Here is a 25,654-nt window from a genome sequence, read left to right as displayed (position 1 = left end):
CTACACCTGGCCCTTCTCCGTCCGGCTTCCGATCATCGCAATCCGGCCTCCGTAAGTTTCCTGCAGCGTATCCGGTACAAACACTTCGCTTGTCGGTCCGCCGGCAACCAGTCGCCCATTGAGCAGCAGCACATGGTCGAAATATTCCTCCACCGTCGCCAGATCGTGATGAACTACGAGTACCGTCTTCCCTTGCTTTTTCAGCTGTTCCAAAAGGGAAATGATGGCCTTTTCCGTTGTGGCATCCACGCCTGCAAACGGTTCATCCATGAAATACAGATCCGCATCCTGAACCAGTGCACGAGCCAAAAAGACTCGCTGCTGCTGTCCGCCCGACAGCTGGCTAATCTGGCGATGCATATAGTCTCCCATACCCACTTGCTCGAGGCAGTGTGCAGCCAGATCCCGTTCCTTCTTGCCTGGACGACGAAACCAGCCCAGGTGACCGTACCTGCCCATCATCACCACATCCAGCGCATGGGTTGGAAAATCCCAATCGACTGATTCCCGCTGGGGAACGTAGCCGATCCGGCGCCGCTGCTCACGGTAAGACTGGCCAAAAATCCGCACCTCACCATGCATTTTCGGTACCAGTCCGAGTACTGCCTTGATCAGGGTAGACTTCCCTGCCCCGTTCGGACCGAGAATGCCGATGAGCTGTCCTTCGGGTATATCAAAGGAAACCCCGCTGAGGACTGGCTTTTTATGATAGGCTACAGCCAGATCCCGAACACTAAGCGGAGCCATTGTAGGCTGCGTTCCCTGCGAATCATTCGGATGCTCGGACGTAAGCATGTTCTCAGATAACGTTGTCTTGCTCATGCTGCTTCCACTCCTCTCTGGATAAAATCATTATTTCAACGCCTCTACAATCGTCTCGGTATTGTGACGGATCATGCCAATGTAGGTACCTTCTTCTGTTCCTTCAGCACCCATGGCATCCGAGAATAGTTCGCCGCCAATGCTGACCGTATGTCCTTTTTCGGCGGCTCCGGCAATAATGGCTTCCATCGCTTTTGCCGGCACACTCGATTCCACAAATACCGCCTTAATATTGTTTTCCACGAGGTAATCCCGCAGTTCACTGACATCCTTCGCACCATATTCGGCTGCTGTGCTGATACCCTGAAGTCCCATCACTTTCATGCCGTAGGCTTCACCAAAATACCCAAAAGCATCGTGCGCGGTAACAAGTACCCGGCTCGCTGCAGGGATCTCCTGAATTTTTGTGCGCACTTCGTTATCCAGTTCCTCGAGCTTTGCCAAATACGCTTCGGCTTGAGCCTGATATGCCTCAGCATGATCCGGATCTGCCTCCACAAGTGTATCGCGCACGGTTTCTGCCGCATGCATCCAATGGCTCACATCAAACCAGACATGTGGATCATATTCCGTACCTCCGGTTTCCTGACCCGAATGCAATTCATCTACTGGGATGCCGTCTGTTACGGCAGTTACTGTTTTACTCTTGGACATCTTCTCCAAAATATCAGTCATTTTACCTTCCAGATGCAGCCCGTTATAAAAAATGACCTCAGCTTGCTCCAGCTTGCGGATATCCCCTTGCGAAGCCTTGTACAGATGGGGATCTACGCCTGGACCCATTAGCCCGGTAACGTCAACGTATGCCCCTCCGATCTCACGTGCTACATCTGCAATCATGCCTGTGGTTGCTGTAACCTGCAGTTTCCCTTCCGTGCTTCCCGATTCGGCTGAGCTGGAACAAGCGGTCAAAACCACAATCAACACCAGGGCTGTCAGCGTCATGAACCCTCTTTGAATACTCCTCATCTTCACCATTAACAATTCCAACCTCTCCTTTCCCTCTCCTAACATAATTGTCCACATCTAATTTTGTTGTACAAGGTATTAAAATTTATACGAGACTAATAATGTTTCCCTTGTGCAAATTTTAGCCGATGCAAAATAAAAAGGCAAGGGATAATTTCCCTTGCCTGTCCAGTTCCGTTTATTAGCCGTTTCACTGGCTATTTTTGCAGAATAATGATATGGAGTAAACCAACGGCACATGTGATAATCTCCGTTACTTTGATACTTCTTCTCAAAAGTCTTGCTTTACTCTTTGTCCTTCTCCTGACCCTTTTTCCCTTTTGGCGTTCCGTCCAGACCGTACACCTCATCGTATGCATCGAAGATTTTGCGTGCAATCGGCGACGCACTGACAGACCCGAATCCGCCTTCCGGTACAACAACCGCGATGGCCAGTTTTGGATTCTCACGCGGTGCAAATGCGATAAACACACCGTTCTCCTTTTTATTCGGTCCGGTTCCCTGCTCGGACGTACCTGTTTTACGGGCATAGTCGTAAGGGAATCCGTCAAACGAGCTTACTTTGGTGACCATGCCGCGGTGTACTTCATTCCAGTATGCATCCGCAAAATCCACTTCGTTTAAAACTTTAGGTTTAATTTTTTTAACGACATTGCCTTCTGCGTCACGGATTTCTTTCACCAAATGAGGCTCCATCCGTTTGCCCTTATTGGCAAGCATCGTGGTATATTGTGCGAGCTGAAGCGTCGTGTACTTCGCTTGTTGACCAAACGAGGCAAACGCTAGCCGTGTCAAGGCGGATTCATGATCCTCGTTGTATTCAAGTGTACCCAAGTACTCACCTGGAAGATCCACGCCTGTAGAAACACCCAAGCCGAAGTCTTTCATGTATTCGTCCCAAACTCTGATTCCTTTCTCTGAGCCATATTTATTCAGCAAACGTTTGCCTACCATATCAATCATAAACGCATTGGAAGACTTCTCTATGGCGCGTCTTGCCGTGATATGACCATTATAGGCAGAGTGAGAGTTTCTCACCTGCCGTCCGTCTTTCCCCAGAATAGCATATCCCTGATCGTGATAGGTCTGTCCTGCTGTGAACAAGCCTTCTTTCAGGCCGATAAGTACACTAAGGGGTTTAATGACGGAACCTAGTAGAACAACTGACTCAGCATGCCTAGGCTTGGAATCGTTCGGTGGGAAGGAGGCAATCGTCCCATTCCGGTACACATATTTGATCTTCTCATAATCCCAATCATTCGGATCGTAGTCCGGCATGCTCGCCATGGCCACAACATTTCCGGTATCTACCTCCATCGCCACTGCATACCCCGTAATGGCTTTAGGCAGCTTGCGCAGTTCATCTGTAATCGCTTCCTGAGCTGCCAGCTGAATTTCCTTGTTAATTGTGGAGACTAGGCTGTAGCCTTTCTCCGGCGGAGTCTGCATGATTGTTCCTTCAGGAAGATTACGTGCATTAATATCAATAGATTGATAGCCACTTCTTCCACGAAGTTCCTCCTGATATTGAAACTCCAGCCCACCTACTCCAACCATTTCTTGCTGAGTATAGCGAAGACCTGGGTCCCTTTCCGTTGCCAGCGACTTACTAATTTCTTTATACTTATCTAAGTTATTTTGTTGCCCCTTGAACTCTCTAGTGTAGCCAATGACCTGGACAGCAACCCGATCAGGGTCATATTTTCTCACATTTTCCTCCAGAACCATAGCCCCTGGATATTCAGCCTTTTTTTCCATGAAATAAGCGATTTCTTTCGTATTTAGATCGGATTTAACCAACCTTGGCGTATAACCGTGTGTCTTCTGGTAATCCAGATCGAGGCGTTTCATGATCTCCTCAGCATCCGGCTGTTCCTTGTCACCAGGGTTGAACTCCTTGAACACTGCAGCAAGATCATCTGCGAGTTTTTGAGCTTCTTCCTGCCGGGAACCGTTACTATAATCTTCATACAACAATACATACAGAGACTGTACAGGCTCGGAGTATGCTAACGCCACTTTTCCCGTGGCATCATAGATCGGTCCACGCACAGGTGCCAGCGGAATGTCTTTAGTATTACGTGTCGTTTCCATATACGTCAATTCAGGTCCCTCGACAAACTGCACAAAGGCTAATCGAAAAATAAGGATACTGAAGATGACAAATGCAGCGAAAAAGAACAGGTTTATTCTTGCTGCAGACGGCTTATTGACAGCTGTGTCTTCATCGGATGCTTTCTTGCTCCTCCATCGGTTAAACATGTATAAGCCTCTCCGTTCTATATAAATAATGGTTAACAGTCTAAATCATTAAGGTATATCTCAGATATTTTCCCTCTATAAGTTTATCAAAGGTCAACTTCCATGTCCCCCAAAATTTGGTTACATTTTCGTAAACATGAGTCATCTTGAACATATGCAAGTGACAATTTAGCAAACTGGTTTCGGGACCAGACTTCATTTATCAACAAAATCACAAAAAAATATCGGCAACCCTTCCTCAAATGAATTCAAGGAAAAAATTACCGATTACATATTCTATTGTTGTCTACTTTGTTCTCTGCCCCAATTATTAAGCATGTACCATAGTTCCACAATATTCACATGGAGATGTGGAATGAATGGAAATGTGTATCTTTGCACCACAACCAGGACAAGAAATCTGCAGCTTCTTCTCTTCCTTTTGCTCAGGTTCCCCTTGTTCTTTTCCCTGATGCCACTCTCTCTCGTCTACCCATGAGTCATGCTCTTCACTAGACTTGTGGTTTGTAGAACCGGAACGGTGTCCTCGATCAAATAACGGATAGCCATTGAACAATCGAAATACAACATACAACAGAGAGGTTGCTGGAATGAAGTGAAAGAAAATAGCAACAGGTATTTCCCACCCTCCCTTTAGGGCTGTATGAACAGAGAGAGAATAAACGGGCAGACATGATAATAGAAACAGGATGATAGCCAATATTTTTTTCATTAAAATTCCCCTTCTGAGTTACGAAAGTTCAACAGTCGTGCCACAATATTCGCACTCTGCAGACATCGTGCCTTGAACCTTGACCTTTGCTCCGCACCCGGAACACTCCGCTGAAATGACGACCTTGGGCCGTTGCGCTTCCTGTCTGTGCTCATTCTGAGATGAACTGTTATTGTATGTATTAAACGGTGAAAAATCATGGTTTAGATCAACCCCAAACTGCTGATCTCTATGACCGTTAAAAACGTTGATGTTCTGTTGAAAAACGTTAGGTTTGATATCTGAATCCAGCCGGTGTAGATGGTCGTTATCCCCATCATTCCCTACATAATTGTTTCGAGGATAGGGAGAAACGGAATACGATATCTTGGGCCTACTATTGAGGTTTTTAATGCCAGCCCACATCAATATAATCCCCGGTAAAAGGAAGACTGTTATCACGATAAACAGATCATATCCTTTCTGTACTCGGGTCAACAAAGCTAAAAATAGAAGTAAAATAGGTAACGCAATAATTATAAAAAGCACTCCAAAAAACGTTCTCATTTATTTTCCTCCGGAACTAAGTATGTATAAAAATCCCAATGAGACTACTGAAGCTATTAGATTTTATCAGGCAAGACTAAGCTGTATTATATCAAACACTGTATCAGCATCTCAGCCGTTATTAGCCGACTTTTCCTAAAATAATTTTAAACAAGGACCATTCTACCATTTTTATCCTCTTGTCGCATATTTTTATTTTATATCGTAAATCTTTTCAAAAAAAATCGACGCCATCTCCTGGATGGACGCCGATTATATCTACTTTCAATGCAATTTCATAAAATCATGACAAACATATTGCCTATCTTATGTTTGAATTGACTGGTATTATGGTGTATCTGTTTCTTCCGTTTTATCTTTCTTCGGAACACCATCGAGGCCGAACTCCTCGTCATACGCATCGAAGATCGCACGTGCAACTGGAGCCGCACTGTTGGAACCGAAGCCCCCTTCAGGAATGACCACGGCTACAGCCAGTTTTGGATTTTCTCGCGGTGCATAAGCGATAAATACCCCGTTGTCGACCAATTTCCCGCCGACTACCTGGGTAGAGGTACCTGTTTTTCTGGCAAAGTCATAAGGGAATCCGCTAAATGCAGTAACCTCTGTAGCCATGCCTCGTTGTACCTCATTCCAATAAGCGTCATTGAAATCGACTGTACTCAGCACTTTTGGTTTCATTTTCTCTACGACATTCCCTTCGGAATCTCGGATCTCGCTCACCAATTGCGGCTCCATTCGTTTACCCTTGTTGGCCAGCATCGTTGTATATTGGGCAAGCTGCATGGCCGTGTATTTCCCCTGTTGACCAAAAGAAGCATACACAAGACGAGTCAGAGAACTTTCCTGTTCATTCGTGTATTCTCTGTATCCCAGCCATTCGTTTGGCAGATCGATTCCAGTTGAAACACCGAGACCGAATTGCTTCATGTACTTATCCCATATATCGATCCCTCCGGCACCATATTGGGTGTACAACTTCTTACCGATTTCATCGATCATAAAAACGTTGGAAGAGTGACGAATCGCATCATGTGGAGTCAACGGACCGTATACGTGACCGGAAGAGTTCTGTACTCTGCGGTTATCCCCTCCGAAAGTTGTAGACCCCCTGTCTGGATATACGGTATTCGTAGTGAAGAAACCTTCCTTTAGACCAATCAATACACTCAGAGGTTTGATCGTGGAACCAAGCAATACAACCGATTCAGCCCGCTTTTTGGAATCATCCGGAGGGAAGGAACGAATGGTACCATTTTGATAAACATATTTGATGTCATCATATTGTTCGTTCGTGATGCTTCCTGTTCTCCAGATGTTCGTATCGTAGTCCGGCATACTGGCGATCGACACAATTTTCCCAGTGTCCACTTCCATCGCTACCGCAAAACCTGTCTTAGCATTCGGGTGAAGTCTACCAGAAACCGGGTGTGTATGCAGCCAGCTCAGTTGATCCAGGATCGCCTGCTCTGTCTTCACCTGCACGTTTTTGTTGATGCTCGTAATCAGGTCATAGCCCTTCTCAGGTGGAGTAGACCCTGCAACGCCCTCAGGCAAATTCCGCAAATCCACATCCACAGAGTTATAACCGCTTTTACCGCGCAGCACATCCTGATATTGCAATTCAAGTCCATCAAATCCAACAAACTCATTTTCCGTATATACCAGCCCAGGATCAGTTTGCGTTTTGTTGGCCTCATCAACCTCTTTGTATTTGTTCAACGTTTTGGAACTTTTAAACTTTTTCAAATATCCGATCGTCTGAACAGCCACCGTGTCCGGATCATAGTAACGCACACTTTCTTCAACAATCTGAATTCCCGTGAATTCATCCTTGTGCTGAAGGAAATAAGCCACTTCTTCCTCAGACAGATCGCTCTTGATAAGTCGTGGCATGAAGCCATTCGCCTTGCGGGAGTTGAGGTCCATCGCTTCAATGATCTGCTCAACGGTAAGGGACTCCGACTCCTTGGTTTTGTACTGTTCAAACACATCATGCAGCCTTGTTGCAATATCCTGAGCTTCCGGGAAGTTTGGACTTGGTTGTCCGTTTACATCACCATAGTTTTTATAGAGCGTCAGGTATAGAGACTGAATCGGCTTGGAATACGCCAGCTTCACCTCACCGGTTGAATCATAGATGGTTCCTCTCACCGGAGCGAGCGGCACATCCTTGGTAATGTTGCTGGCCTCTTCCTGACTGAGCTCAGGCCCTTCAACGAATTGCAGAAACGCCAGCCGTACGATAATAACGCTAAAAATAACAAAGGAAGCGAAGAAAAATACGTTCATCCGGTAACTGAAGCGCCGTTTGTCAGTAAGTTCATCCTTCTCTTTTGAATGATTGTTCATTCATCCTACCTCTTTCATGACTTGATGCATACCGCTCTTAGAAGTCCAGCCGCGGCATGATAACCTGGCAACGTCGTCATAATCCGGAACCCTGTCCGGTGTAATGTTATGCTGTCTGATCTTTCAGATGGGTATCGGCAAAATTCGGAGGATTGAACCAGTCACCACTCACCGCCCATGTCGGATCAAGCGGAATCCAGCTCTGGGAATCACTCAAATAAATTTCATTCCATGCATGTGGGCCATATCCGCCCTGGCCGTTGTATCCAAGTCCTGTAACGACCTTAACATCCAGTCCTTGTGAACGGGCCATGACCGCATACAGACGCGCGTAATCAATGCATACCCCTTTACGCGTATCAAACGTGTTCTGCGGTGTCTGTTCATGCCATATGCCTTTTTGCTCATAATCATCCACTTTCCCGTAATCATATTGAATGCGGGAACCTACCCAATCATACAGGGCGCGTGCTTTTGCTTCTTCCGTGTTTTGACCTTTCACAATCTCACTAGCTGCAGATTCAATATCTGCCGGAATATTGTGGTCAATGACCTCATACTTCCGCTGCAAAATCCCGCCCAGTTCCTTTTGAACTGCTTGGGTAAATACCGGAAGCTTGTCCTTGATCAGGTTACCGGATAACGGTTCAATAACGGACTTTGCTCCCTGCATGTAGATCGGCGAAGCCTCTACATATCGGCTAAACATGCTTCCGGGATACAGGCTGACAATCATGAAAAGAACGGCAATGACAATCATCCCGCGGGCAGACCCAATGACTGCTCCTATGATCGCACCCATGAAGCGGCTAATAATCCCCTTAGGACTACTCTCTTGTTCTGCCGAATGGTATCTCCTTCTGAAGAAAAGGGAAGAGAACAAGCCAAGAATTAAACGAATAAATCCATAGCTAAGCACAAACAACACGGCAAAACGCATCAATGGAAAATCAGCAATCGCCGTAACCAACGTATAATACATCTGCTCCCATCGGTTCAGATCCCGATTCGGCATGGCTGAAGCATGTGCAGACAACCACTGCTGCACATACGGCGCCAGCCAAAGGGTCAAACCAATGGACAACAGAATGCCAATGACCGCCATAATGCCATCCATCAGGAATCCAAATAGTCTTCCTGCAGAACGCGAAGCCCCTCTGGACCATCCCTGAAGCAATGAAGCTGCCACAATCAATAACAGCATAATCGTGATGCCATTGAATTCCTTCAGGCTGTCCAGCCAACTCTGCAACACGTATTCATTCCCCCTTTGCTAAGAAGCTGGTACAGTTCCATTTCCTCTGGCCTGTTCGACAAACGTACGTATCGTTTCATTGTCGAGATTCCATTCGCCAAGTGAAATTCCGCGCAAGGTCACATTGACCTTGTTCGATCCAGCTGTCCCCTTAATTTCCACATTGGGACTAGTAATGGTAAATTGTCCATCCTGTCCTTTGGCGTAGGTGGCCTTGGAAGCTTCTTTCACCATCATATTGGTGGCTTCCTTTTTCAATGTGTCCATCGTACTGGACTGCACATCCGAAACCGTCTGTTTAATCTGATCGATGGAGATGCCGCTGTATATCAACAGAGCCGCAATAATGATGATGGCAATCGCCCATTTCAATACGGTTTTGACCACATTCAGAACAAAGAACAAAATGATCAGTGCAACGACGATCACCAGCCAGTTCTGTATCACAAACTCTTTGATCACTTCTATGTTCATGATTACACCTTCCGTATTAGAGTTAAGAAATCACACTTCCCGAATATTATACATGATTTCCGAACCCGCTGTCAGCTAAGCACTCTCCCGTAAAAATAAAGGTCTAAGTTCGTCCAGTTGAACGTACAAGTAGTACCATGAGGTTTTGCATGAAAAATCGGGAACGCATTTTGACGACCTGGCATGAACATGCATCGTTTAACAAGGAGGGGCTTTTGTGAAAACGGCCATCTGGCTCTATCTATTTTTGTTTCTTGCTGTTTTTGACCTGCACGCCCAATATCCCATCCTGACCCCCTTTGCCATCTCGCTCGGGGCTGCACCCACCTTCATCGGGTGGATGATGGGTATCTACTCCTTGACTCATCTTCCCGGCAATTTAATTGCCGGCACACAAATCGATAAACATGGCAGTCGGCGTTATATCGTGTTTAGTCTGCTTGGAGCAGGCATTATTCTGCTGCTGCAAGCCCACATTCACACGCCATGGCAGCTGCTTGCACTTCGTTCCATCAGCGGCTTTGTGCTCGCTTTTCTGTCTCCGGCCTGTCTTGCCCTGCTTGCACAGCTGTCGACCAACCCGGTCACTCAGGGCAAGTATATGTCCGGACATGGTGTTGTGCATACGCTGGCGTCTGTTGTATCCCCGGCTGCCGGAGCACTGATTGTTGGCGCTTTGGGATTCTCTGCTACCTTTGCGAGTCTTGGATACCTGCTCATTCTGTCAGGCATGATTGCCTGGTTGTCCATGCCGAAGGGGCTTGTCGATGTTCAGCGAGAGAAAGAAACCGTACCTCCCAAGCCTGCTAACCTCGGAGGAAGTACGAATACCTTCATACCTGTCTCCTGGCGTTATTTTGCATTGCCGCTGGTCATTGCGTGTGCACAGGGGATCCTGTTTTTTGAATTACCTCTCCGGGGCGGAGGACACTCGTCCATGATGTCTACGGGGCTATTGTTTTCGGTCATTAGTATCGGGGCACTGCTTACGCTCAGCATGCTTTTTCTTAATCGCTATTCGCCCAAGCTGCGTTTAACTGCAGGGGTCCTGCTGATGTCTCTCTGTTTCTTCACGTTAGCAGCCTTCCCGGACATCCCTCTCGCTGCTGTGCTCTTTGTACTGGGCATGTCCAAAGGGATTACTTTTCCAGCCATGGCGACCCTGTTTATCCGTTTAAGCGGCGGAAGCAAGCTGGGACGTATTTTTTCACTGCAATCCATTGCTACCTCCATCGGGTCCTTCATTGGTCCCATCGCCGCAGGTCAGCTGCGTGTAGGTGTCTCGCCGTATTTTATCGCGTTTATTCTATTAATGGTCGGCATTCTGCTCCTTCCTTACTTCACCAGCAGACGTGAGGCATCCCTGTCTTCAACAGATCCAAATAGCGTACTGGGATAGACGTGATCCATGATGTAAGTCCATTTTTTATTAAAATGGCTTGTATTTACCTTTGCTTTGCATCATTCCCCCATTTACAGCTAAACTATATATAATCCAGTCGATTTTCGCTGCAACATTTCCCGGGGAATGTCGACACTAGCTCTCGAACAAGAGGTGAATATCATGCCTATTCATGTCATTGTGGAAGGTAAGAATGATCGCAGCAAGCTGAAACGTCTCGTTGGACCGGAAATCAACATTTTATGTACATTCGGCACTCTGAATTCGCTCAAGCTGGAGTCCCTGCGCAAACAGGTTGGTTACGATGAAGTATATCTGTTTATGGATAATGACAGTTCAGGCAAAAAAATCAGAAGTGTGCTGCGGGACGCCTTCCCCGATGCAGTGCAGATGTATACCAGACGTGGTTATGCGGGTGTGGAAGGAACCCCTGATGAATACATCATTGCCCAGTTGGAGAAGGCCGGATTGGAAGAGTATATTCAATACCCCGAGTACCCATCATTCTAAACGTAAAACAATTGCAAAAGGCTGCTTAGCGGTTATTTACCAACCCGCTAGCAGCCTTTTTTTATGGATACTAATATGATTCTAATATAATTAGAACAGATTATTCATTGATCAGATTGCGGATATCCTCTGCGATTACTGCAGGCTCGACATCTTCTGTATTAAATGCGTTATACACCTTGCGCAGCTGATTGTTCTGATCTACGAGACCAATCATGTTCATATGTGCAAAATCATCCTTGCTCTCGCCTTCAATCAGAATCTGAAATGAATCCTTGGCGAGCTGCTTTGTTTTATCCATATCCCCTCGCAGGAAATACCACCCGTCATAATCCGCATGGAAACGGTCCGCGAATTCCTTAATTTTCTCCTTGGTATCGACTTCCGGATCAAATGAAATCGAAACAAAGGAAGCATCCTTGCCGAATGTGCCATCTTCCTTCAACAAATCCTGCACCTGGGACAACGTAAACGTCGTAATTGGGCATACATCAGGACAACTGGTGAAATAAAAATAGAACAGCCGCACCTTGCCTTTGGTATCATCGAGCGAAACGGTTGTCCCATCCACATTTTCCATGGAGAAAGATTGGATCTCCCGAATCTCGGGTAATTTCTCCTTGCTGGCAAAGACGGTGCCCCACATAAGGTATACTGCCATAATCAGTGCGAGACCCAGCAGCATCCAGGTCCATTTGTACTTTTTCAGCATCATCCTCGTCCTTTCTTGTACTCTCGATATGAATGCGCATACATATCTTACTTTGAATTACACGGCTATCGTTTCTTGCCCGGGATGTCACGTTATGAAGAAATAAGTAACTTCTTTTGCTAAAAATTGCATATGTATACGAAGAACCCCACTCTGGATGGGACCCTTCCTTATTGTAACCGTTCTTGATGCAGATGCCCAAGCATTTATTTTGCACCTTCACAGTACTCCAATCCATTATTTATGAACCGTATCCAGAATCATCAGTATGAAGCTTAGAGACAGATAATTAATGGAATAAATAAACACCTTTTTGGCCCAGGCGTCCGTATCCTGTGCACGAAATCCTTTGAGGGCATAATATAGCCACAGTACCGACAGCACCAGTGACACCGTCAGATAAAAAATACCGGCATACCCGTATGCATACATTAGAATGGGAACAAAAATCTGCAGCACCAGATAAGGAATCATTTGAATCTTGGTCCGTTCAATGCCCTTCACTACGGGCAGCAGCGGAAATCCACCGGCCCGATAATCCTCTACCCGACGGATGGCGAGCGCCCAGAAATGCGGAGGCTGCCACAGGAACAACATGGCAAGAAGCAGCCATGCACCCAGGTCCAAACGTCCCGTTACAGCGACATAGCCGATAACTGGCGGCATGGCACCTGACAAACCTCCGATGGATGTGCTCCATGTTGAGGATCGTTTTAACCAAAGCGTGTAAATAACAACATAGACAAACATGCCAAAAATGCCGCATAATCCGGCAAGTATACCCGAAAAAGCAAAAAGAACAGTTAAGCCTAGCACGCCTAAAATAATCGCATACGACAAAACCACCTTCGGTGTTAACCTTCCCGTCGGTAAGGAGCGGTTGCGGGTACGTTCCATTTTCAAATCAAGTTCACGATCAAAATAATTGTTAAATACGCAGGAAGAAGCCATAACTAGCGCAGTCCCAAGTAAGGTCAGCAGCATCTTTACCAAGTTGATATCCCACTGGGATGCCAGCCAAAACCCTCCAAAAACGGCAATAAGATTGGTTCGAAGTATTCCCGGTTTGGTGATATGAATAAAGTCTTTCCACGATCCCGACTTGGTCGGAGGCGAGGTCAATGTTGCAGAATCGGAAGAAGCCTGGTATCCCAACTGATTGTCCACGCTTGGTTAATCCCCCTTAATTCTCGGTTTGGAGGTTTTTCTCTTTGTCTCCGATATAAAGTTTATCATAGGTAAATGGCCAAGAGTATGACAATGCTCGTACAAATGTTGGGTGAAATGAACTTCTTATGACAACTTTTTCGGGTTTTGGCTGTTTTGCGTCAAGACAGGCGGATAATATACACTATATATGGGTATCACCTAGATATAGAATCATTAATATGATGAAATTGAGCTACACCACAAAGGAGACGTTTATGGATACTTCTACACATTTTGTCATGGGTATTGGTTTGGCAGGTCTGGCTTATGTCGATCCTGTCGTGGCTTCCAGTCCCATGCTCGCGGCTGCGGTGATGGTGGGTACCATTGCTGGCTCCCAGGCCCCTGACATTGATACGGCGCTGCGTCTCAAAAGCAACTCATTGTACATTCGAAATCATCGGGGTATGTCCCACTCGCCGCCCTTTCTTCTATTATGGGTTCTGCTCATCACGGGCGTCATTGCACTGATTTTCCCTGATGTTCCCATTGGACACGTCGCTGCCTGGACAGCTGTCGCCGTGGGCTTTCACGTTTTTACCGATCTGTTCAACACCTATGGAACCCAGGCAGCAAGGCCGTTCTCGGAACGATGGATTGCCTGGAATATCATTCATATTTTCGATCCGTTTCTGTTCGCTTCGCACGTGGTGGCAATCCTGCTGTGGGCCTTTGATCTGATCGCCCCTGCCCCGTTGTTTGTCACACTGTATATCGTTATAGCCCTCTATTATGTATGGCGAATCATTGCCCATGCCCAAGCTGTAGCCAAAGTGAAAGGGCTGGATAACAACAAACCGGCGCTTCGCTATATCGTCATTCCAACGATATCCTGGAACCGCTGGCATGTGGTGAAGCATTTTGCGGATAACAGTTACGAAATCGGAAAAATGGATGGAGCAGAGCTGACCTGGCATCTGCATGCCTCGTCTTCCACTCATGCGGCTGTCGCCGCCTCACGGAAATCACCAGAGGTAAATGCTTTTCTCTACTTCACCTCCTATGCGGTTGCCGAGGTAGAGGAGCTGCCTGCAGGATACAAGGTCCGCTGGGCGGATGTGCGGTATCGACACCGCAAGCAGTATCCGTTTGTCGCCGTGGTCGTGATGGACCGTAATTTTGAAACGATTGATACGTATGTCGGCTGGTTAAGCGATGAGAAAATGGATAAAAAACTTTTATCCGCCCGGTCTTGACGAGAAGGACCGGGAAAGGCACAATCAAGTAAGGAACTGTTGCGCGATGAAAAGCCCGGAGCGTTTCCGCTCCGGGCCTTTGTTTTGTTGCTTGCTTTTATGATAAATTATTTGCCAGACCCAGACAATTGTTGCTCAGCGATTTGTACCAGACGTTTGGTGATGTAACCACCAAGAGATCCTGTCTCACGGGAAGTGTAGTTACCGTAGTAACCGTCTTGCGGGATTGTTACACCCAGTTCCTGTGCAGCTTCCATTTTCAATTGTTGCAGTGCTGCAGTTGCTTGAGGTACCACCAAGTTGTTAGAACGAGATCCTTGAGCCATATTTAAAATCTCCTTTCAATCTGTGTCTGTAATGTATTGCAAGCTTGCAAGATTATTATGGCTCGCACGCTTCAAGTTATACGGAGATTCATTAATTTTGTGATGGAGGTTTTTCCCAATGAGTAAAGGTTTGTCCTTATGGTTCGCATTCTCATCGATTGTTTTGTTAACGGTTTCAGCCATATCGATTTCTTATAACGGCTGGTTAGCCTCGCTGCTGTTCATCCTATCCATTGCCAATATCGGCTGGGGTTTCGTCATTCGTGCCAAGAAAGAGCGCCAGGAATTGCGTTCTACAACCGAATCGACATCCTGACCTAGAAGGTTTCAAATTTCTATTTGAACAAAAAAAGAGAGGAGCAGTTGGCTCCTCTCTTTTTTCATCACTTTATATCGTGAAGTTTTAACATTGTTGAACGATGTCCGTGATGGCCTATACTGTACGTCTAGGAACAAACCCCATGCGTTCTTTCACATCATGAAGCGTTTTGGCAGCGACTGTTTCAGCACGACGTGCTGAAGTCTCCAAAATCTCGGCCAATTCGCCAGATTCACGAATTTCCCGATATCGTTCCTGTAACGGTTCAATAACAGAGACAACCACTTCGGCCAACTCTTTTTTGAACGGACCATACATTTTACCCTCGTAACGTTCTGCTACTTCATTCAGCGTAATGCCTGCACACTCTGCATAGATGCTCATCAGATTGCTGACCTCTGGCTTGTTGGCTGGGTCGTAAACCACTTCACGTCCGGAGTCCGTCGTGGCACGGCTAATTTTTTTGCGGATTACATCCGGCGGGTCCAGCAGGGCAATGTAGCTGCCCGCATTTGGATTACTTTTACTCATTTTAGAGGAAGCATCGTCCAGGGACATCACGCGTGCGCCCACCTGCGGAATATATGGATCCGGAATCGTAAAGTATTCTCCATAACGATGATTGAAACGGCCTGCCAGATCACGGGTGAGTTCCAAATGCTGTTTTTGATCCTCCCCTACAGGAACGAGGTCCGCATTGTACAGCAAAATGTCTGCTGCCATCAATGAAGGATATACAAACAAGCCCGCCCCAACCGAGTCCTTGCCTGAAGATTTATCTTTGAACTGGGTCATCCGCTCCAGTTCACCCATCGATGTCAGTGTCGTCATCAACCATCCAAGCTCAGCGTGCTGAGGAACATGGGATTGCAGGAACACATTTGATTTTGTTGGATCGATCCCCGCTGCTAGAAACAGTGCAGCCACGGCTTCGGACTGTTCACGCAGTGCAGCTGGCTCCTGAGCCACGGTTACTGCGTGGAGATCTACCACCATAAAATGGCATTGGTAATCATGCTGCAGCTTCACAAAATTCTTGATTGCACCAATATAGTTGCCCAGGGTAAGTTTACCGCTCGGCTGGATTCCAGATAATACAGTTTTCATAAGTCACTCGCGCCTCCTCATGTTTTGTTCGCCTGTTTCTTCTCCGCGGACGCAAAAAAGCCTCACATCCGCAAGGGACGTGAGACCGTGGTGCCACCCTTATTCGTGTTTTTCAATCATGCGAAAAACACCTTCATTTTCCCGTAACGTGGAATAGACGTCCAATTCTACTGAGGTAAGTTTTGCATTTCTGCAAGGCACCTGTTCCAATCGGCACTCAAGGGTCCATTCGGTAAAGAGTTCACACCGGTTCGCATCACCCACCGGCTTTCTGAAGAGTTTTCTCCTAACTTACTTGTCCCTGTCATCGCTTTGATTCAATTCATATGTTATTTCCTTCTGCATTCCATCTTAATCCGCTTCACGCAGATTGTCAAAAATGGAATCAGCTTTTTTTACCCGCCAAGCCGAAATCTGTTATGATGGAATTGCTTATCCTGTATTAGCCCTACCTCGGAAGGCTGTATGGGATTGCTGGCATGTACTCAATGACACGCCTGCAGCGGAGCATGATAAGCCGCTTGCAGACAGATTTCAAGTGGGAAAAGGAGCATCGATATGAAACAAGTGACCAAAGGCCAATGGAATGGTTACGACACGTATATCCTACATAGCCGTGAATTGGAGATCACCCTGCTGCCGCGTCTAGGAAACAATATCATCTCGATTCGTGATCTGGTGCAGGATCGTGATGTCGTCCGCAGTCCAGAAGAAGATGATTTAGCATTTTATTTGCAGAAACCTTATCACTTCGGTGTACCTCTTTTGGTTCCGCCAGGACGCATACATCGTGGGCGTTTCGAATACGAAGGGGTTAAATACCAGTTCGATCAGAATACGGCAAATGACAACCATATTCACGGTCTCCATCGCACCCAATCCTGGTGTGTCAGCGACATTGAAGAAGATGAAGAAGGCTGTGCCATTACAACCGAATTGCTGACTGCAAATGAAGAGCATTGGATGGAACAATTTCCGGTGCCTCTGAAGCTCGAAATGACGTTCAGGCTGCAAAACTCCGTGCTGAGCCAGCGTCTTCGTGTTACCAACCTGGGTTCGACTCCCGCTCCGTTTGGAATGGGATATCATACATGGTTCCTGCTAGACGGCAAGCCTGCCGATTGGACACTTCAACTACCTGTCTCTGGCGTTTATGCTCAGAACGAGGAACAGCTGCCTACGGGTGAGCTTGAGCCTCTTGGAGATTGGGACGCCTTAAATCAAGGTGTAAATATGCAGGGACGCAACTGGGATACCATTCTCAAAGCTACGGAAGGTCAGGCAGCGACTGCACAGCTCCGTCGTCAGGATGGATATCTGCTGAAGTACTCAGCAGATGAACAGTATTTTAAACACTGGGTGCTCTTTACCAAGGGTGAATCCGATCAGTTTCTGTGCATTGAGCCCTACACCTGGCTCTCCGATGCCCCGAACCTCCCTCTGACGGATGAACAAACCGGGTTAATTCGTTTGGAACCTGAACAACCCGTTGAACTTCTCACCCGGATTGAGGTTGTTGCTCCTACCAAGGAGTAGTCCCTTTCAATCTTGTACAGGTAGTACAACACACCTATAATATTTACCTTATTAACAAAGAGGCCGATCCTGTCTGGATCGGCTTTTTTCATGTGTTTCTCCACAATTAAATCCCAATTATTTCCTTACGCCATATCACGTATATTTCCTCATTCTCTAACCATACTAACATCACCAAGCCATAAGGAGGTGACACACATGTACGGAGGTCAAAACAGAGGTAGCGGAAGCCGTTCCAACAATCTGGTTGTTCCTCAAGCAAACGCAGCATTGCAACAATTGAAAATGGAAGCTGCGCAAGAGCTGGGTGTAACAATTCCACAAGACGGTTACTACGGTAACTACACTTCCCGTGAGACAGGTTCTCTGGGTGGATACATTACTAAACGTCTGGTACAAATCGCTGAGCAACAATTGTCTGGTCGTTCTTAAGTTCGGACTAATGCTTGGATGATTTAGAGCCAAAAAGCGGCCTTCTCCGGAAGCGCCGCTTTTGTGCATGTCTACACCATTAAGATGTCGACTCCATTCCTGAATCCTTGTATGTATTTGTTCTAGGGTAGCGAATCATAAGGTTAGCCATGTTGTAATTGGATTCCATCGTGGCGTCCACCAAAATCACGCCTTGTCTTACGGTAAAGTCATACGAAATTTCTCCATGCGTCCAGTTCTGCTTAAACTTTAAAGTCTCAAGTGCCATAGCGCGGAATGAGGAGCGCTGACTTCCAGTTAACCCCTGATCCTCTGTTTCCATTTGTCCATTCCGTCCAGAAATCGGATTATGTCGAATACCGAACTTTCCAATTACATTATTGCGTATTTGCACAAAAACTACACCCGAGTCTAACCCTGACAGTTCCTTATCAAGTTCTTTAAACACCAAATCCAACTGTCTTGCTAATGAAAGCTGGTCAATATTTACCATTATTGCTCCTCCTTTATGCACTTCATCCTTCAAAACAAGGACTTACGACTCATTATATGACAACAAATATACTCATTCAACAAAATGAAACAAACTTGGGTAATTATAACTATAAGTTGCACAATTAATTGCCAATCCAATGCTTTAAAACGAGTTAATTCTTGATAATCCGACAAATTATACGAATCAGGCCCACGACTAAAATAACCAAAGAGAGCTGCAACCACATGCTGGTTAACATGTGGTGCAGCTCTCTTTTTCACATACGAGTATACGAAGCATTTCATTCAAAATGCTTGGGTACCACTCCCTGTATTTGTCACTTCGCGGTTGCCGTCATTTCAAGAAATTGCTCAATATCGGCAATCACCAGATTCGCAGCATTTTGCCAGAAGTCAGGCTGTGTCAGATCTGTACCCAGATGTTTCTGTGCAAGTTCTTCCACCGTCATTCGCCCGGTATCCCGCAGCAAATCATCATATTTGTCTGCAAAGGCTGTACCTTCCTGCTGTGCTCTGGCGTAGATTCCCGCACTGAACATGTAGCCAAAGGTATAAGGGAAGTTATAGAACGGTACACCTGTCAGATAGAAATGCAGCTTGGATGCCCAGAAGTGAGGATGATCCGATGCAAGAACACCACAGAAGGCTTCGTGCTGAGCCTCCACCATCAACTTGGATAACTCATCTGCATTAACCAAGCCTTTTTTGCGCTGTTCATAGAAGCGATTCTCAAACAGGAAACGGGCATGAATATTCATGAAGAAGGCAACGCTGCGCTGAATCTTATCTTCCAGCAGAGCCAGCTTCTCCTGTTCATCCGTCGCTGACTGTACCAGTGCATCAGCAACAATCAGTTCGGCAAAAGTGGATGCAGTCTCTGCCACATTCATGGCATATCGTTGATTCAATGCAGGAAGTTCTTCCATAATATGCTGATGGTATCCATGTCCTAGTTCATGCGCAAGTGTAGAAACGTTGGATGGCGTTCCGGAGAACGTCATGAATATGCGGGTAGCTTTGCTCAGCGGCAAAGAAGTACAGAATCCGCCAGGACGTTTGCCTGGGCGATCTTCCGCTTCAATCCAGCGTTTCTCAAACGCCATCTCTGCAAACTTCGAGAGCTTAGGGCTGAATTTGGCAAATTGTTCAACGATATTGATTGCCGCCTCATCATAAGTCACTTTGCCACCCGACTTGCCTACAGGTGCATCAATATCGCTCCAGCTGAGTTTATCCACACCAAGCAGCTCCGCCTTACGTTCCAGATACTTCACGAGTGCCGGTTTGGCTCCGTTGATAACGTCCCACATCGTATCGAGCGTTTGGCGAGACATCCGGTTGATGGCTAGTGGTTCTTTGAGAATATCGTCCCAGCCGCGGTTCTCATATAACTTAAGACGGAATCCGGCTAGATGGTTTAATGTATCGGCGCAGAAGTCTTCTACATCCGTCCAAGCCTTCTCCCAGCTCGCAAATACCGTTTCACGCACGTTGCGATCACTGTCACTCAGCTTGTTGGCAGCCTGTCCGGCGGAGAGCATGATCGTCTCACCGTTTTGTTCAAACGGAATGTTCACTTTACTTACGATCGTATTATAGAACTTGCCCCAACCATGATAACCATCCACGCCCAGATCCAGCGCAAGTCCTTCAAGTTCAGGGGACAGCTTCTCACGAGCCTGTGTCCGGCTCTCATTCAGTACAAAAGCCAAGGGCTCGATATCTTCGCGAGCAATCCACTTCTCCCATACGTCATCTGCTGTCTGACTAAGGAGGTTGTCAAAACGGGACTTGCTGCTGTTCAGCATGGCTCCAAGAGTACTAACGGTGCCTTGCAGCTGAGTAGCCTTCTTATCCTGCTGATTTTGCGATGATAAGCAGGACACAAATGCAGAACCTTCCGAAATACGAATGTAACAGCTCTGCAGTAATTCAAGAATGTCGTCGAATGCATGAGTTTCTTCAAGCGTCTTTGGTGCAGCGGTTTCAATCAACAGGGTTTGAAGTTTGCGTACATCCTGTTCCAGCCGGGCCAAGTACGCAGCGAACGATTCGGAGGAAGAACCTCCACTAAAAATGGACTCCAGATCCCATACAGGTTTTAGTGGTGTTTTCATTTAATAAGGCACCTCTCTTTTTGGAATTCAAGGATTTGAACTAAAATACTTCAATTAAAAACTGGTTTTATGAGTGCTCTATCTCTATACTAGAGAAATAGTTTAAGCCACTTTTTCAGGAGGTAAATGTGATGAAACCTTTACAAATATCGGCTGACACAGCCGTCAAATTAGCAGAATCCCTTGGCGTACCGCTTGAGCATCTGATGCACATGCCCCAGCACATCCTGTTGCAGAAGATTGCCGAATTGGCCAAAGAAGAAGCATCCAAACCAGCCCCTTCGGAAGGCGAGCAGGAATGATCCCTTTTGAAAACAGCTGGCCCTATGATATTGTCATGGGGGACATCTATGTACAGCAATGCCCGTTCTGCCAAGCGAGCAATGTGCTGCTGCCCCTCAAACCGAGAGAGCTTGTACGCATTCGTGAAGGCAAAAAGAAATTGCTGGTCTTTCCTTGTTGCAATGGAAGCATGACCGTTATTGATAACGATAGTGATTATCTGCTCTCCAGTAAACCGGTCCGCAAATAATCAAAGTTTAATTAGATGGGGCTGCGCTTAGCAGCCTCTTTATCTGCTTCAATCATTTCTTCAGGCAGTTCCATCCTGCCAGATATCATCTGTTCCCTCAGCAGGGCCCACTGCTCTCTGGAAGCCCGAATCATGGCCGCATCCGTGATCCGTTTATCGTGAATGACACGCCCAAACCATTTGACGGCCTCGTGGAAGTGGCCTGCTCTGCGATTCAGCTCACCAAGCAGGTACAGCAGCCTTGCTTCATTACTGCCCGCACCTTCCCGCTCGAACACTCTAACATAAGCTTCCAGACTAAACTCCAGAAAGCGCCGTTCCTGCTCATGATCTTCCCGGTAACGATACAGCCAGGCGATATGGTGCAGCAGTCCTGCTACAATGCGATCCTTCTCCTGGATTACCTGAGCACAAAATAGACCGAGCTTGTATGTGGCCAGTGCCTGATCTAGTGTCCGTGATCCGCTGTAATCCCGTTTCTCCCAACGATTACCGATCTGTTCCTTGAACGCAAGTCGCTGCTTGTCAGTCAATTTATCTGTCGAGTTCTCTGTCGATGCAAACCCGCATTCAGGGCAGATACGCACAACATAGAAATCCGGGTTCTCCAGCTTATAGTAGGCACAAAAATCGGAATCAGTCCGATAGGGCCGCTTCAAGCTCGGTCTGACTCTGGAGGTTTCAAACTCGGTTTCACAATAATGACATGTGACCTTCACCTTATATAGAGGCTCTAATTCCACTTGTTTCCATCCCTCTCCCGTTTTACCTGTATTCGGAGTTACGGCGTATTCACAAAATGATGTGCCGGCCCCGACAAACGCTGCAGGACAAAAGAATGCAACGGCTCTTCCACACCGATCTGTGTCAACGCTTGATCCATGCATGCCAGCCAGGCGTGTGCCCGTTCAACGGTCACTTCAAAATGCATATGGCGGGCACGCATCATTGGGTGACCATACGCTTCAGAGAACAACGCAGGTCCACCGAAAAACTGAGACAAAAACATGTATTGCTTGTCCATAACCGGCTGTATATCTTCCGGAAATAGAGGAGCTAGTTGTTCGTTTTGCTGGACTATAGGGTAAAAGGCTTCAACTAATGCCCGAACACCCTGTTCTCCGCCCAGATTTTCATAAATACTCAGATTGGGATTCATTCATCTAACCCTCACTAGTCGTGTCGAATTTTGGCATATCTTACACATCAATGCTTAAATGTGAAAACAAAATTGAGATCAGGTTGCCATCACCTTTATCATCATTCTATCAAAAAAATCCCAAAAGTCCTATCTAACATCAGCAAGTCAAGATGTCTTCGATCCTTTTTCTCTAGAGCCTGTTCACTTCAGAAGACACAAAAAAAGCACCAATCGCAAGATTGGCGCACCATATATTCCATTAATAACTTCGCCAATCCTCTTCTTCAGAGCGTACAAGCGAGGCACGTATTACATAGACAAAAGCACAGACCAGGATTCCGGTGACAAGACTCATAATCATCACTCCATCCGAATTGAATTTCACCTTTATTGGACAAATAGGTGACGTTCAGGCGTTTTTTATCATTTTAGCATACATCGTTTAAAAATACAGCCATTTTTGCAAGCGCTTTCCGGATATTAATTTGTACTGTTTGTCCGCTTTGGTTCATATATTGATGGCACAAGCGACACTCACTGCAGCAGGCTTATCGACCATTATCATATAAAGGAGAGGTATTCATGGCAGCTTCACACAAACTTACCCATGTTCTGATTACACTCGCTCTCCTCGTTCTCTGTTTTCTTATGGTCTTGTTCCCTGCAGAGACCTGGCATGCAAGTGTGAGAGGGCTCTCCATATGGTGGGATGTGTTATTCCCGTCGCTTTTTCCCTTTCTGGTTCTTTCTGAGCTGCTGCTCGGTTTCGGCATTGTCCATTTTCTCGGGACCCTGTTAAATCCACTCATGCGCCCCCTGTTTCGTGTTCCAGGAAGCGGAGGTTTTGTATTTGCGGTTAGCTGCGCTTCCGGCTATCCGACAGGAGCAAAATTAACTGCGCAATTATGGGATCAAAAGCTGGTCACGCGGGAAGAGGGTGAGCGGCTCGTGGCCTTCACTACTTCATCCGATCCCATCTTCATGATCGGTGCGGTATCCGTCGGTTTTTTTCACAATGTAGCCGTTGCTCCGATTCTGGTCGCTTCTCACTATGCCGCTGCCTTCATCGTTGGTCTGCTCATGCGATTCCATGGAAGAGCAGCTAGCTCATCTTCTCCATCCCCTACGCCTTCAACCTCAACCGTGAAGCAAAAGGGCAGCAGATTCATACAGGCTATCCATGCCATGCATGAGGCACGATTGGCAGATGGGCGCGCATTTGGAGAACTACTGCGCCAGGCTGTCTCCTCATCCCTTCGCCTTATTATTATCGTAGGTGGGCTTGTTGTATTCTTCTCTGTCATGATGGAGTTACTTGTACAGACCGGATCACTTGGCGTGCTGTATCAAATGACAGAGCAGCTGCTCACCTTCATGAACTTGCCGCCTGCCTTATCACAGAGTCTTGTAGGTGGTTTGTTTGAAGTGACTCTTGGAGCCAAGGAAGCCGGAGGAGCAGGTTCAGCCGTCCCCCTTGTTTATAAGGCTGCCGCTGCTGCATTTGTGTTGTCCTGGGGAGGATTGTCGGTACATGCCCAGATCATGAGCATACTCAGCAACACGCCGATGCGATATGGGCCGTTTCTGTTTGCCAGAGCCATACATGCTGTGATTGCACCTATACTTGTTTTACTACTGTGGGTACCCATAATGGGTCCAACCGCATGGCCCGCCATAAGTGAGACCAGCTCTTCACCTGTAGCTACAGTTATATACTCACCAGACGCGGGACAAATTATATTGTTCGGATTCGTGATCCTTGGCGGCGTGCTGCTTTTGCTGCTGTTCTTTTCTCTGCTTCGTGCCCTGCTCTTCCCGAGAAGGTTCCAAAAATAAGCCCTGCTTGCGCACCTATATTTCGAATGAATATCAATCCAACGTTGTGTTCTGCTCTGGAATTGATTATCATCGGTAATATAATGACCACAAAGGAGCTTTCATCTTGAGATACTATGTTCAAGACCGCGGAGACCAGTTATCGATTGATCTGAGTCAGCAGTTTCATGCGCTGGCAAAAGAAGAAGGGTTCAAGCTGGATGCAGAGTCGCCGGAGATTGTTATCTCCATCGGAGGCGATGGAACAATGCTGCAAGCATTTCACAATTTCATCGACCGGATCCCGGACATTGCTTTTGTTGGGGTTCATACAGGCCATCTCGGTTTTTATGCCGACTGGAAGAAAGACGAATTACAGGAACTGGTACGATTGATGAGCGGAAAAGGGGATCCCGAACGACTCAAACCCCGAATTGTAGAATACCCGCTGCTTGAGCTTGAGATTCGTAAAAAATCGGGTAACACCTCCTATATTGCCTTAAATGAATTTACGTTAAAAGGTGTGGATGGTACGGTCGTAGCCCAAGTCGACATTAATGACGTGACCTTCGAGATGTTCCGGGGGGACGGGATCTGCGTATCCACGCCTTCAGGCAGTACAGCCTATAATAAGGCCCTGGGTGGTGCCATGGTACATCCGACTATTGAGGCAATTCAGATTGCCGAAATTGCTTCGATCAATAACCGTGTCTATCGGACGCTGGGTTCACCGGTTATTTTGCCCAAGCACCATCACTGTGACATCTTCTCGCGTAAGGACCAAAGGCTGCTGCTGACAATCGATCATGTCAATGTCATGGTGGAGGATCTGATCTCCGTACGTTGTCAGGTTGCAAGTCACAAGGTAAGCTTTGCCCGTTATCGCCCCTATCCGTTTTGGAACCGGGTTCGCACTGCCTTTTTGGACTAGCCTGGTTCCGAATCATGCTGATTGGTGTTCACAAAGAACACTCCCGGATATAATAACATGCACAAAAAAAGCGGCCCTTCTCAGGAGCCGCTTTTTGCTTTGGCTTGAGGCTGTTCTTTGCTCTTCTGAAGAACAAAGTAAGCACAGCCAAAGTTACAATATTCATTAATATAATCCACCATGCTTGAGATGGTGGAATCTTTCGTGGCTTTGGGATGATTATCACGATAAAAGCCTTTGAGCCGCAGCTGACTGTAGCCCCAGTCTCCGATAATGTAATCGTAGCGCTCCAGAACTTCACTGTACCGGTCGCGGAAAACTTCCGGGTTCCAGCCTTCTTTATAGTTCTGCACAATCTCATAATTTTTACCGTTCACCTGAACGATGATCTTTTCCTGTACTTTTTCTTGTGGTTTATCCTGAGGCTGATCCTGGGCCGTGTCCTGAACCTGCTCAGTGCTTTTTTCTTCTTCCAATCCAGT

At 46.7% G+C, this 25,654-nt stretch carries 27 protein-coding genes and 1 other annotated feature; of the genes, 10 read left to right on the top strand and 17 right to left on the bottom strand.

Annotation, left to right across the window (positions count from 1 at the left end; translation table 11 throughout):
- The 8 genes from CHH60_RS22455 to CHH60_RS22420 form a co-directional block, all read right to left on the bottom strand.
- A complete protein-coding gene (locus CHH60_RS22455; protein ID WP_095361391.1) occupies positions 1-795 on the bottom strand; it encodes a metal ABC transporter ATP-binding protein in 795 nt (264 codons plus the stop codon).
- Positions 796-852: 57 nt separating this feature from the next.
- Entirely contained in the window at positions 853-1,767 is a 915-nt protein-coding gene (locus tag CHH60_RS22450; protein ID WP_255248051.1) for a metal ABC transporter solute-binding protein, Zn/Mn family, read from the bottom strand.
- Between the two features lie 309 nt (positions 1,768-2,076).
- Positions 2,077-4,053 carry a peptidoglycan D,D-transpeptidase FtsI family protein gene (locus CHH60_RS22445; RefSeq protein WP_095361244.1) on the bottom strand — a complete coding sequence of 659 codons (1,977 nt, stop codon included), beginning with the start codon at positions 4,051-4,053 and terminating at the stop codon, positions 2,077-2,079.
- A 310-nt stretch (positions 4,054-4,363) separates the two neighbouring features.
- A complete protein-coding gene (locus CHH60_RS22440) occupies positions 4,364-4,765 on the bottom strand; it encodes a hypothetical protein (RefSeq protein ID WP_095361243.1) in 402 nt (133 codons plus the stop codon).
- Positions 4,766-4,783: 18 nt separating this feature from the next.
- Positions 4,784-5,311, bottom strand: coding sequence for a hypothetical protein (locus CHH60_RS22435; RefSeq protein WP_095361242.1), 528 nt, complete (start codon positions 5,309-5,311; stop codon positions 4,784-4,786).
- Between the two features lie 327 nt (positions 5,312-5,638).
- Positions 5,639-7,663, bottom strand: coding sequence for a peptidoglycan D,D-transpeptidase FtsI family protein (locus CHH60_RS22430; protein ID WP_095361241.1), 2,025 nt, complete (start codon positions 7,661-7,663; stop codon positions 5,639-5,641).
- A gap of 106 nt (positions 7,664-7,769) precedes the next feature.
- The gene (locus tag CHH60_RS22425; protein WP_095361240.1) at positions 7,770-8,918 is read right to left on the bottom strand and encodes a transglutaminase domain-containing protein; all 1,149 of its coding nucleotides are present in this window, start codon (positions 8,916-8,918) and stop codon (positions 7,770-7,772) included.
- Between the two features lie 18 nt (positions 8,919-8,936).
- Complete coding sequence (locus tag CHH60_RS22420) at positions 8,937-9,392, bottom strand: ATPase (RefSeq protein ID WP_095361239.1); 456 nt, start codon at positions 9,390-9,392, stop codon at positions 8,937-8,939.
- A 217-nt stretch (positions 9,393-9,609) separates the two neighbouring features.
- Between CHH60_RS22420 and CHH60_RS22415 the strand changes: the two genes are divergently transcribed.
- Together CHH60_RS22415 and CHH60_RS22410 are read left to right on the top strand one after the other, a co-directional pair.
- Positions 9,610-10,791, top strand: coding sequence for an MFS transporter (locus CHH60_RS22415; protein ID WP_095361238.1), 1,182 nt, complete (start codon positions 9,610-9,612; stop codon positions 10,789-10,791).
- Between the two features lie 165 nt (positions 10,792-10,956).
- Positions 10,957-11,304, top strand: coding sequence for a toprim domain-containing protein (locus CHH60_RS22410; RefSeq protein WP_095361237.1), 348 nt, complete (start codon positions 10,957-10,959; stop codon positions 11,302-11,304).
- 100 nt (positions 11,305-11,404) lie between these two features.
- On the opposite strand, the gene CHH60_RS22405 is transcribed toward CHH60_RS22410, so the two are convergent.
- Positions 11,405-12,016 (bottom strand): SCO family protein, encoded by a 612-nt coding sequence (locus CHH60_RS22405; protein WP_095361390.1) that lies wholly within the window; start codon positions 12,014-12,016, stop codon positions 11,405-11,407.
- 237 nt (positions 12,017-12,253) lie between these two features.
- On the bottom strand, positions 12,254-13,183 hold the full coding sequence (cyoE, locus tag CHH60_RS22400) for a heme o synthase (RefSeq protein ID WP_095361236.1): 930 nt from the start codon (positions 13,181-13,183) through the stop codon (positions 12,254-12,256).
- Positions 13,184-13,440: 257 nt separating this feature from the next.
- Here cyoE and CHH60_RS22395 point away from each other — a divergent pair, with 257 nt between their 5' ends.
- Positions 13,441-14,421 (top strand): metal-dependent hydrolase, encoded by a 981-nt coding sequence (locus tag CHH60_RS22395; protein ID WP_095361235.1) that lies wholly within the window; start codon positions 13,441-13,443, stop codon positions 14,419-14,421.
- Positions 14,422-14,528: 107 nt separating this feature from the next.
- On the opposite strand, the gene CHH60_RS22390 is transcribed toward CHH60_RS22395, so the two are convergent.
- On the bottom strand, positions 14,529-14,747 hold the full coding sequence (locus CHH60_RS22390; RefSeq protein WP_095292170.1) for an alpha/beta-type small acid-soluble spore protein: 219 nt from the start codon (positions 14,745-14,747) through the stop codon (positions 14,529-14,531).
- 118 nt (positions 14,748-14,865) lie between these two features.
- Here CHH60_RS22390 and CHH60_RS22385 point away from each other — a divergent pair, with 118 nt between their 5' ends.
- A complete protein-coding gene (locus CHH60_RS22385; protein ID WP_095361234.1) occupies positions 14,866-15,063 on the top strand; it encodes a hypothetical protein in 198 nt (65 codons plus the stop codon).
- A gap of 117 nt (positions 15,064-15,180) precedes the next feature.
- Here CHH60_RS22385 and trpS read toward each other — a convergent pair whose 3' ends face one another.
- A complete protein-coding gene (gene trpS / locus CHH60_RS22380; protein WP_095361233.1) occupies positions 15,181-16,173 on the bottom strand; it encodes a tryptophan--tRNA ligase in 993 nt (330 codons plus the stop codon).
- A 70-nt stretch (positions 16,174-16,243) separates the two neighbouring features.
- Positions 16,244-16,490, bottom strand: a binding site (T-box leader).
- A 241-nt stretch (positions 16,491-16,731) separates the two neighbouring features.
- Here trpS and CHH60_RS22370 point away from each other — a divergent pair.
- Together CHH60_RS22370 and CHH60_RS22365 are read left to right on the top strand one after the other, a co-directional pair.
- Positions 16,732-17,709, top strand: coding sequence for an aldose 1-epimerase (locus CHH60_RS22370; protein WP_095361231.1), 978 nt, complete (start codon positions 16,732-16,734; stop codon positions 17,707-17,709).
- A 198-nt stretch (positions 17,710-17,907) separates the two neighbouring features.
- Entirely contained in the window at positions 17,908-18,141 is a 234-nt protein-coding gene (locus CHH60_RS22365) for an alpha/beta-type small acid-soluble spore protein (protein WP_095292177.1), read from the top strand.
- A 79-nt stretch (positions 18,142-18,220) separates the two neighbouring features.
- Here the strand turns inward: CHH60_RS22365 and CHH60_RS22360 are convergent, their stop codons facing one another.
- Together CHH60_RS22360 and CHH60_RS22355 are read right to left on the bottom strand one after the other, a co-directional pair.
- Entirely contained in the window at positions 18,221-18,634 is a 414-nt protein-coding gene (locus CHH60_RS22360; protein ID WP_095361230.1) for an O-methyltransferase, read from the bottom strand.
- Positions 18,635-18,953: 319 nt separating this feature from the next.
- Entirely contained in the window at positions 18,954-20,753 is a 1,800-nt protein-coding gene (locus tag CHH60_RS22355) for a M3 family oligoendopeptidase (RefSeq protein ID WP_095361229.1), read from the bottom strand.
- Between the two features lie 131 nt (positions 20,754-20,884).
- Between CHH60_RS22355 and CHH60_RS22350 the strand changes: the two genes are divergently transcribed.
- A complete protein-coding gene (locus tag CHH60_RS22350; protein WP_095361228.1) occupies positions 20,885-21,055 on the top strand; it encodes a YycC family protein in 171 nt (56 codons plus the stop codon).
- Positions 21,052-21,285: a hypothetical protein gene (locus CHH60_RS22345; RefSeq protein ID WP_095292183.1), complete on the top strand. Its 234-nt coding sequence runs from the start codon at positions 21,052-21,054 to the stop codon at positions 21,283-21,285. Before CHH60_RS22350 ends, CHH60_RS22345 begins: the two co-directional genes overlap by 4 nt.
- 11 nt (positions 21,286-21,296) lie before the next feature.
- On the opposite strand, the gene CHH60_RS22340 is transcribed toward CHH60_RS22345, so the two are convergent.
- Together CHH60_RS22340 and CHH60_RS22335 are read right to left on the bottom strand one after the other, a co-directional pair.
- Positions 21,297-22,028, bottom strand: coding sequence for a DUF2225 domain-containing protein (locus CHH60_RS22340; protein ID WP_095361227.1), 732 nt, complete (start codon positions 22,026-22,028; stop codon positions 21,297-21,299).
- A 38-nt stretch (positions 22,029-22,066) separates the two neighbouring features.
- Entirely contained in the window at positions 22,067-22,444 is a 378-nt protein-coding gene (locus tag CHH60_RS22335; protein WP_095361226.1) for a globin domain-containing protein, read from the bottom strand.
- Between the two features lie 564 nt (positions 22,445-23,008).
- On the opposite strand from CHH60_RS22335, the gene ylbJ reads away from it, so the two are divergent.
- The gene (ylbJ, locus tag CHH60_RS22330) at positions 23,009-24,262 is read left to right on the top strand and encodes a sporulation integral membrane protein YlbJ (RefSeq protein ID WP_095361225.1); all 1,254 of its coding nucleotides are present in this window, start codon (positions 23,009-23,011) and stop codon (positions 24,260-24,262) included.
- A gap of 106 nt (positions 24,263-24,368) precedes the next feature.
- Positions 24,369-25,172 carry an NAD kinase gene (locus tag CHH60_RS22325; protein WP_095292189.1) on the top strand — a complete coding sequence of 268 codons (804 nt, stop codon included), beginning with the start codon at positions 24,369-24,371 and terminating at the stop codon, positions 25,170-25,172.
- 80 nt (positions 25,173-25,252) lie between these two features.
- Here CHH60_RS22325 and CHH60_RS22320 read toward each other — a convergent pair whose 3' ends face one another.
- Positions 25,253-25,648, bottom strand: coding sequence for a YutD family protein (locus tag CHH60_RS22320; RefSeq protein ID WP_255248050.1), 396 nt, complete (start codon positions 25,646-25,648; stop codon positions 25,253-25,255).
- Between the last annotated feature and the right edge of the window lie 6 nt (positions 25,649-25,654).

This window comes from Paenibacillus sp. 7523-1 (genome assembly GCF_002276415.1).
Lineage (GTDB): Bacteria > Bacillota > Bacilli > Paenibacillales > Paenibacillaceae > Paenibacillus > Paenibacillus illinoisensis_A.
The sequence above is the reverse complement of the archived record's forward strand: the minus strand, read 5'-3'. Positions and strand labels throughout refer to the sequence as shown.

Excerpts from the sequence above, each read along its gene's own strand:
- CHH60_RS22455 (WP_095361391.1), bottom strand. The coding sequence starts at position 795 with ATGCTTACGTCCGAGCATCCGAATGATTCGCAGGGAACGCAGCCTACA.
- CHH60_RS22445 (WP_095361244.1), bottom strand. The coding sequence starts at position 4,053 with ATGTTTAACCGATGGAGGAGCAAGAAAGCATCCGATGAAGACACAGCT.
- CHH60_RS22355 (WP_095361229.1), bottom strand. The coding sequence starts at position 20,753 with ATGAAAACACCACTAAAACCTGTATGGGATCTGGAGTCCATTTTTAGT.
- trpS (WP_095361233.1), bottom strand. The coding sequence starts at position 16,173 with ATGAAAACTGTATTATCTGGAATCCAGCCGAGCGGTAAACTTACCCTG.
- CHH60_RS22360 (WP_095361230.1), bottom strand. The coding sequence starts at position 18,634 with ATGGTAAATATTGACCAGCTTTCATTAGCAAGACAGTTGGATTTGGTG.
- CHH60_RS22435 (WP_095361242.1), bottom strand. The coding sequence starts at position 5,311 with ATGAGAACGTTTTTTGGAGTGCTTTTTATAATTATTGCGTTACCTATT.
- CHH60_RS22365 (WP_095292177.1), top strand. The coding sequence starts at position 17,908 with ATGTACGGAGGTCAAAACAGAGGTAGCGGAAGCCGTTCCAACAATCTG.
- CHH60_RS22385 (WP_095361234.1), top strand. The coding sequence starts at position 14,866 with ATGAGTAAAGGTTTGTCCTTATGGTTCGCATTCTCATCGATTGTTTTG.
- CHH60_RS22390 (WP_095292170.1), bottom strand. The coding sequence starts at position 14,747 with ATGGCTCAAGGATCTCGTTCTAACAACTTGGTGGTACCTCAAGCAACT.
- CHH60_RS22420 (WP_095361239.1), bottom strand. The coding sequence starts at position 9,392 with ATGAACATAGAAGTGATCAAAGAGTTTGTGATACAGAACTGGCTGGTG.
- ylbJ (WP_095361225.1), top strand. The coding sequence starts at position 23,009 with ATGGCAGCTTCACACAAACTTACCCATGTTCTGATTACACTCGCTCTC.
- CHH60_RS22440 (WP_095361243.1), bottom strand. The coding sequence starts at position 4,765 with ATGAAAAAAATATTGGCTATCATCCTGTTTCTATTATCATGTCTGCCC.
- CHH60_RS22370 (WP_095361231.1), top strand. The coding sequence starts at position 16,732 with ATGAAACAAGTGACCAAAGGCCAATGGAATGGTTACGACACGTATATC.
- CHH60_RS22405 (WP_095361390.1), bottom strand. The coding sequence starts at position 12,016 with ATGCTGAAAAAGTACAAATGGACCTGGATGCTGCTGGGTCTCGCACTG.
- CHH60_RS22335 (WP_095361226.1), bottom strand. The coding sequence starts at position 22,444 with ATGAATCCCAATCTGAGTATTTATGAAAATCTGGGCGGAGAACAGGGT.
- CHH60_RS22410 (WP_095361237.1), top strand. The coding sequence starts at position 10,957 with ATGCCTATTCATGTCATTGTGGAAGGTAAGAATGATCGCAGCAAGCTG.
- CHH60_RS22395 (WP_095361235.1), top strand. The coding sequence starts at position 13,441 with ATGGATACTTCTACACATTTTGTCATGGGTATTGGTTTGGCAGGTCTG.
- CHH60_RS22345 (WP_095292183.1), top strand. The coding sequence starts at position 21,052 with ATGATCCCTTTTGAAAACAGCTGGCCCTATGATATTGTCATGGGGGAC.
- CHH60_RS22430 (WP_095361241.1), bottom strand. The coding sequence starts at position 7,663 with ATGAACAATCATTCAAAAGAGAAGGATGAACTTACTGACAAACGGCGC.
- CHH60_RS22350 (WP_095361228.1), top strand. The coding sequence starts at position 20,885 with ATGAAACCTTTACAAATATCGGCTGACACAGCCGTCAAATTAGCAGAA.
- CHH60_RS22450 (WP_255248051.1), bottom strand. The coding sequence starts at position 1,767 with ATGACGCTGACAGCCCTGGTGTTGATTGTGGTTTTGACCGCTTGTTCC.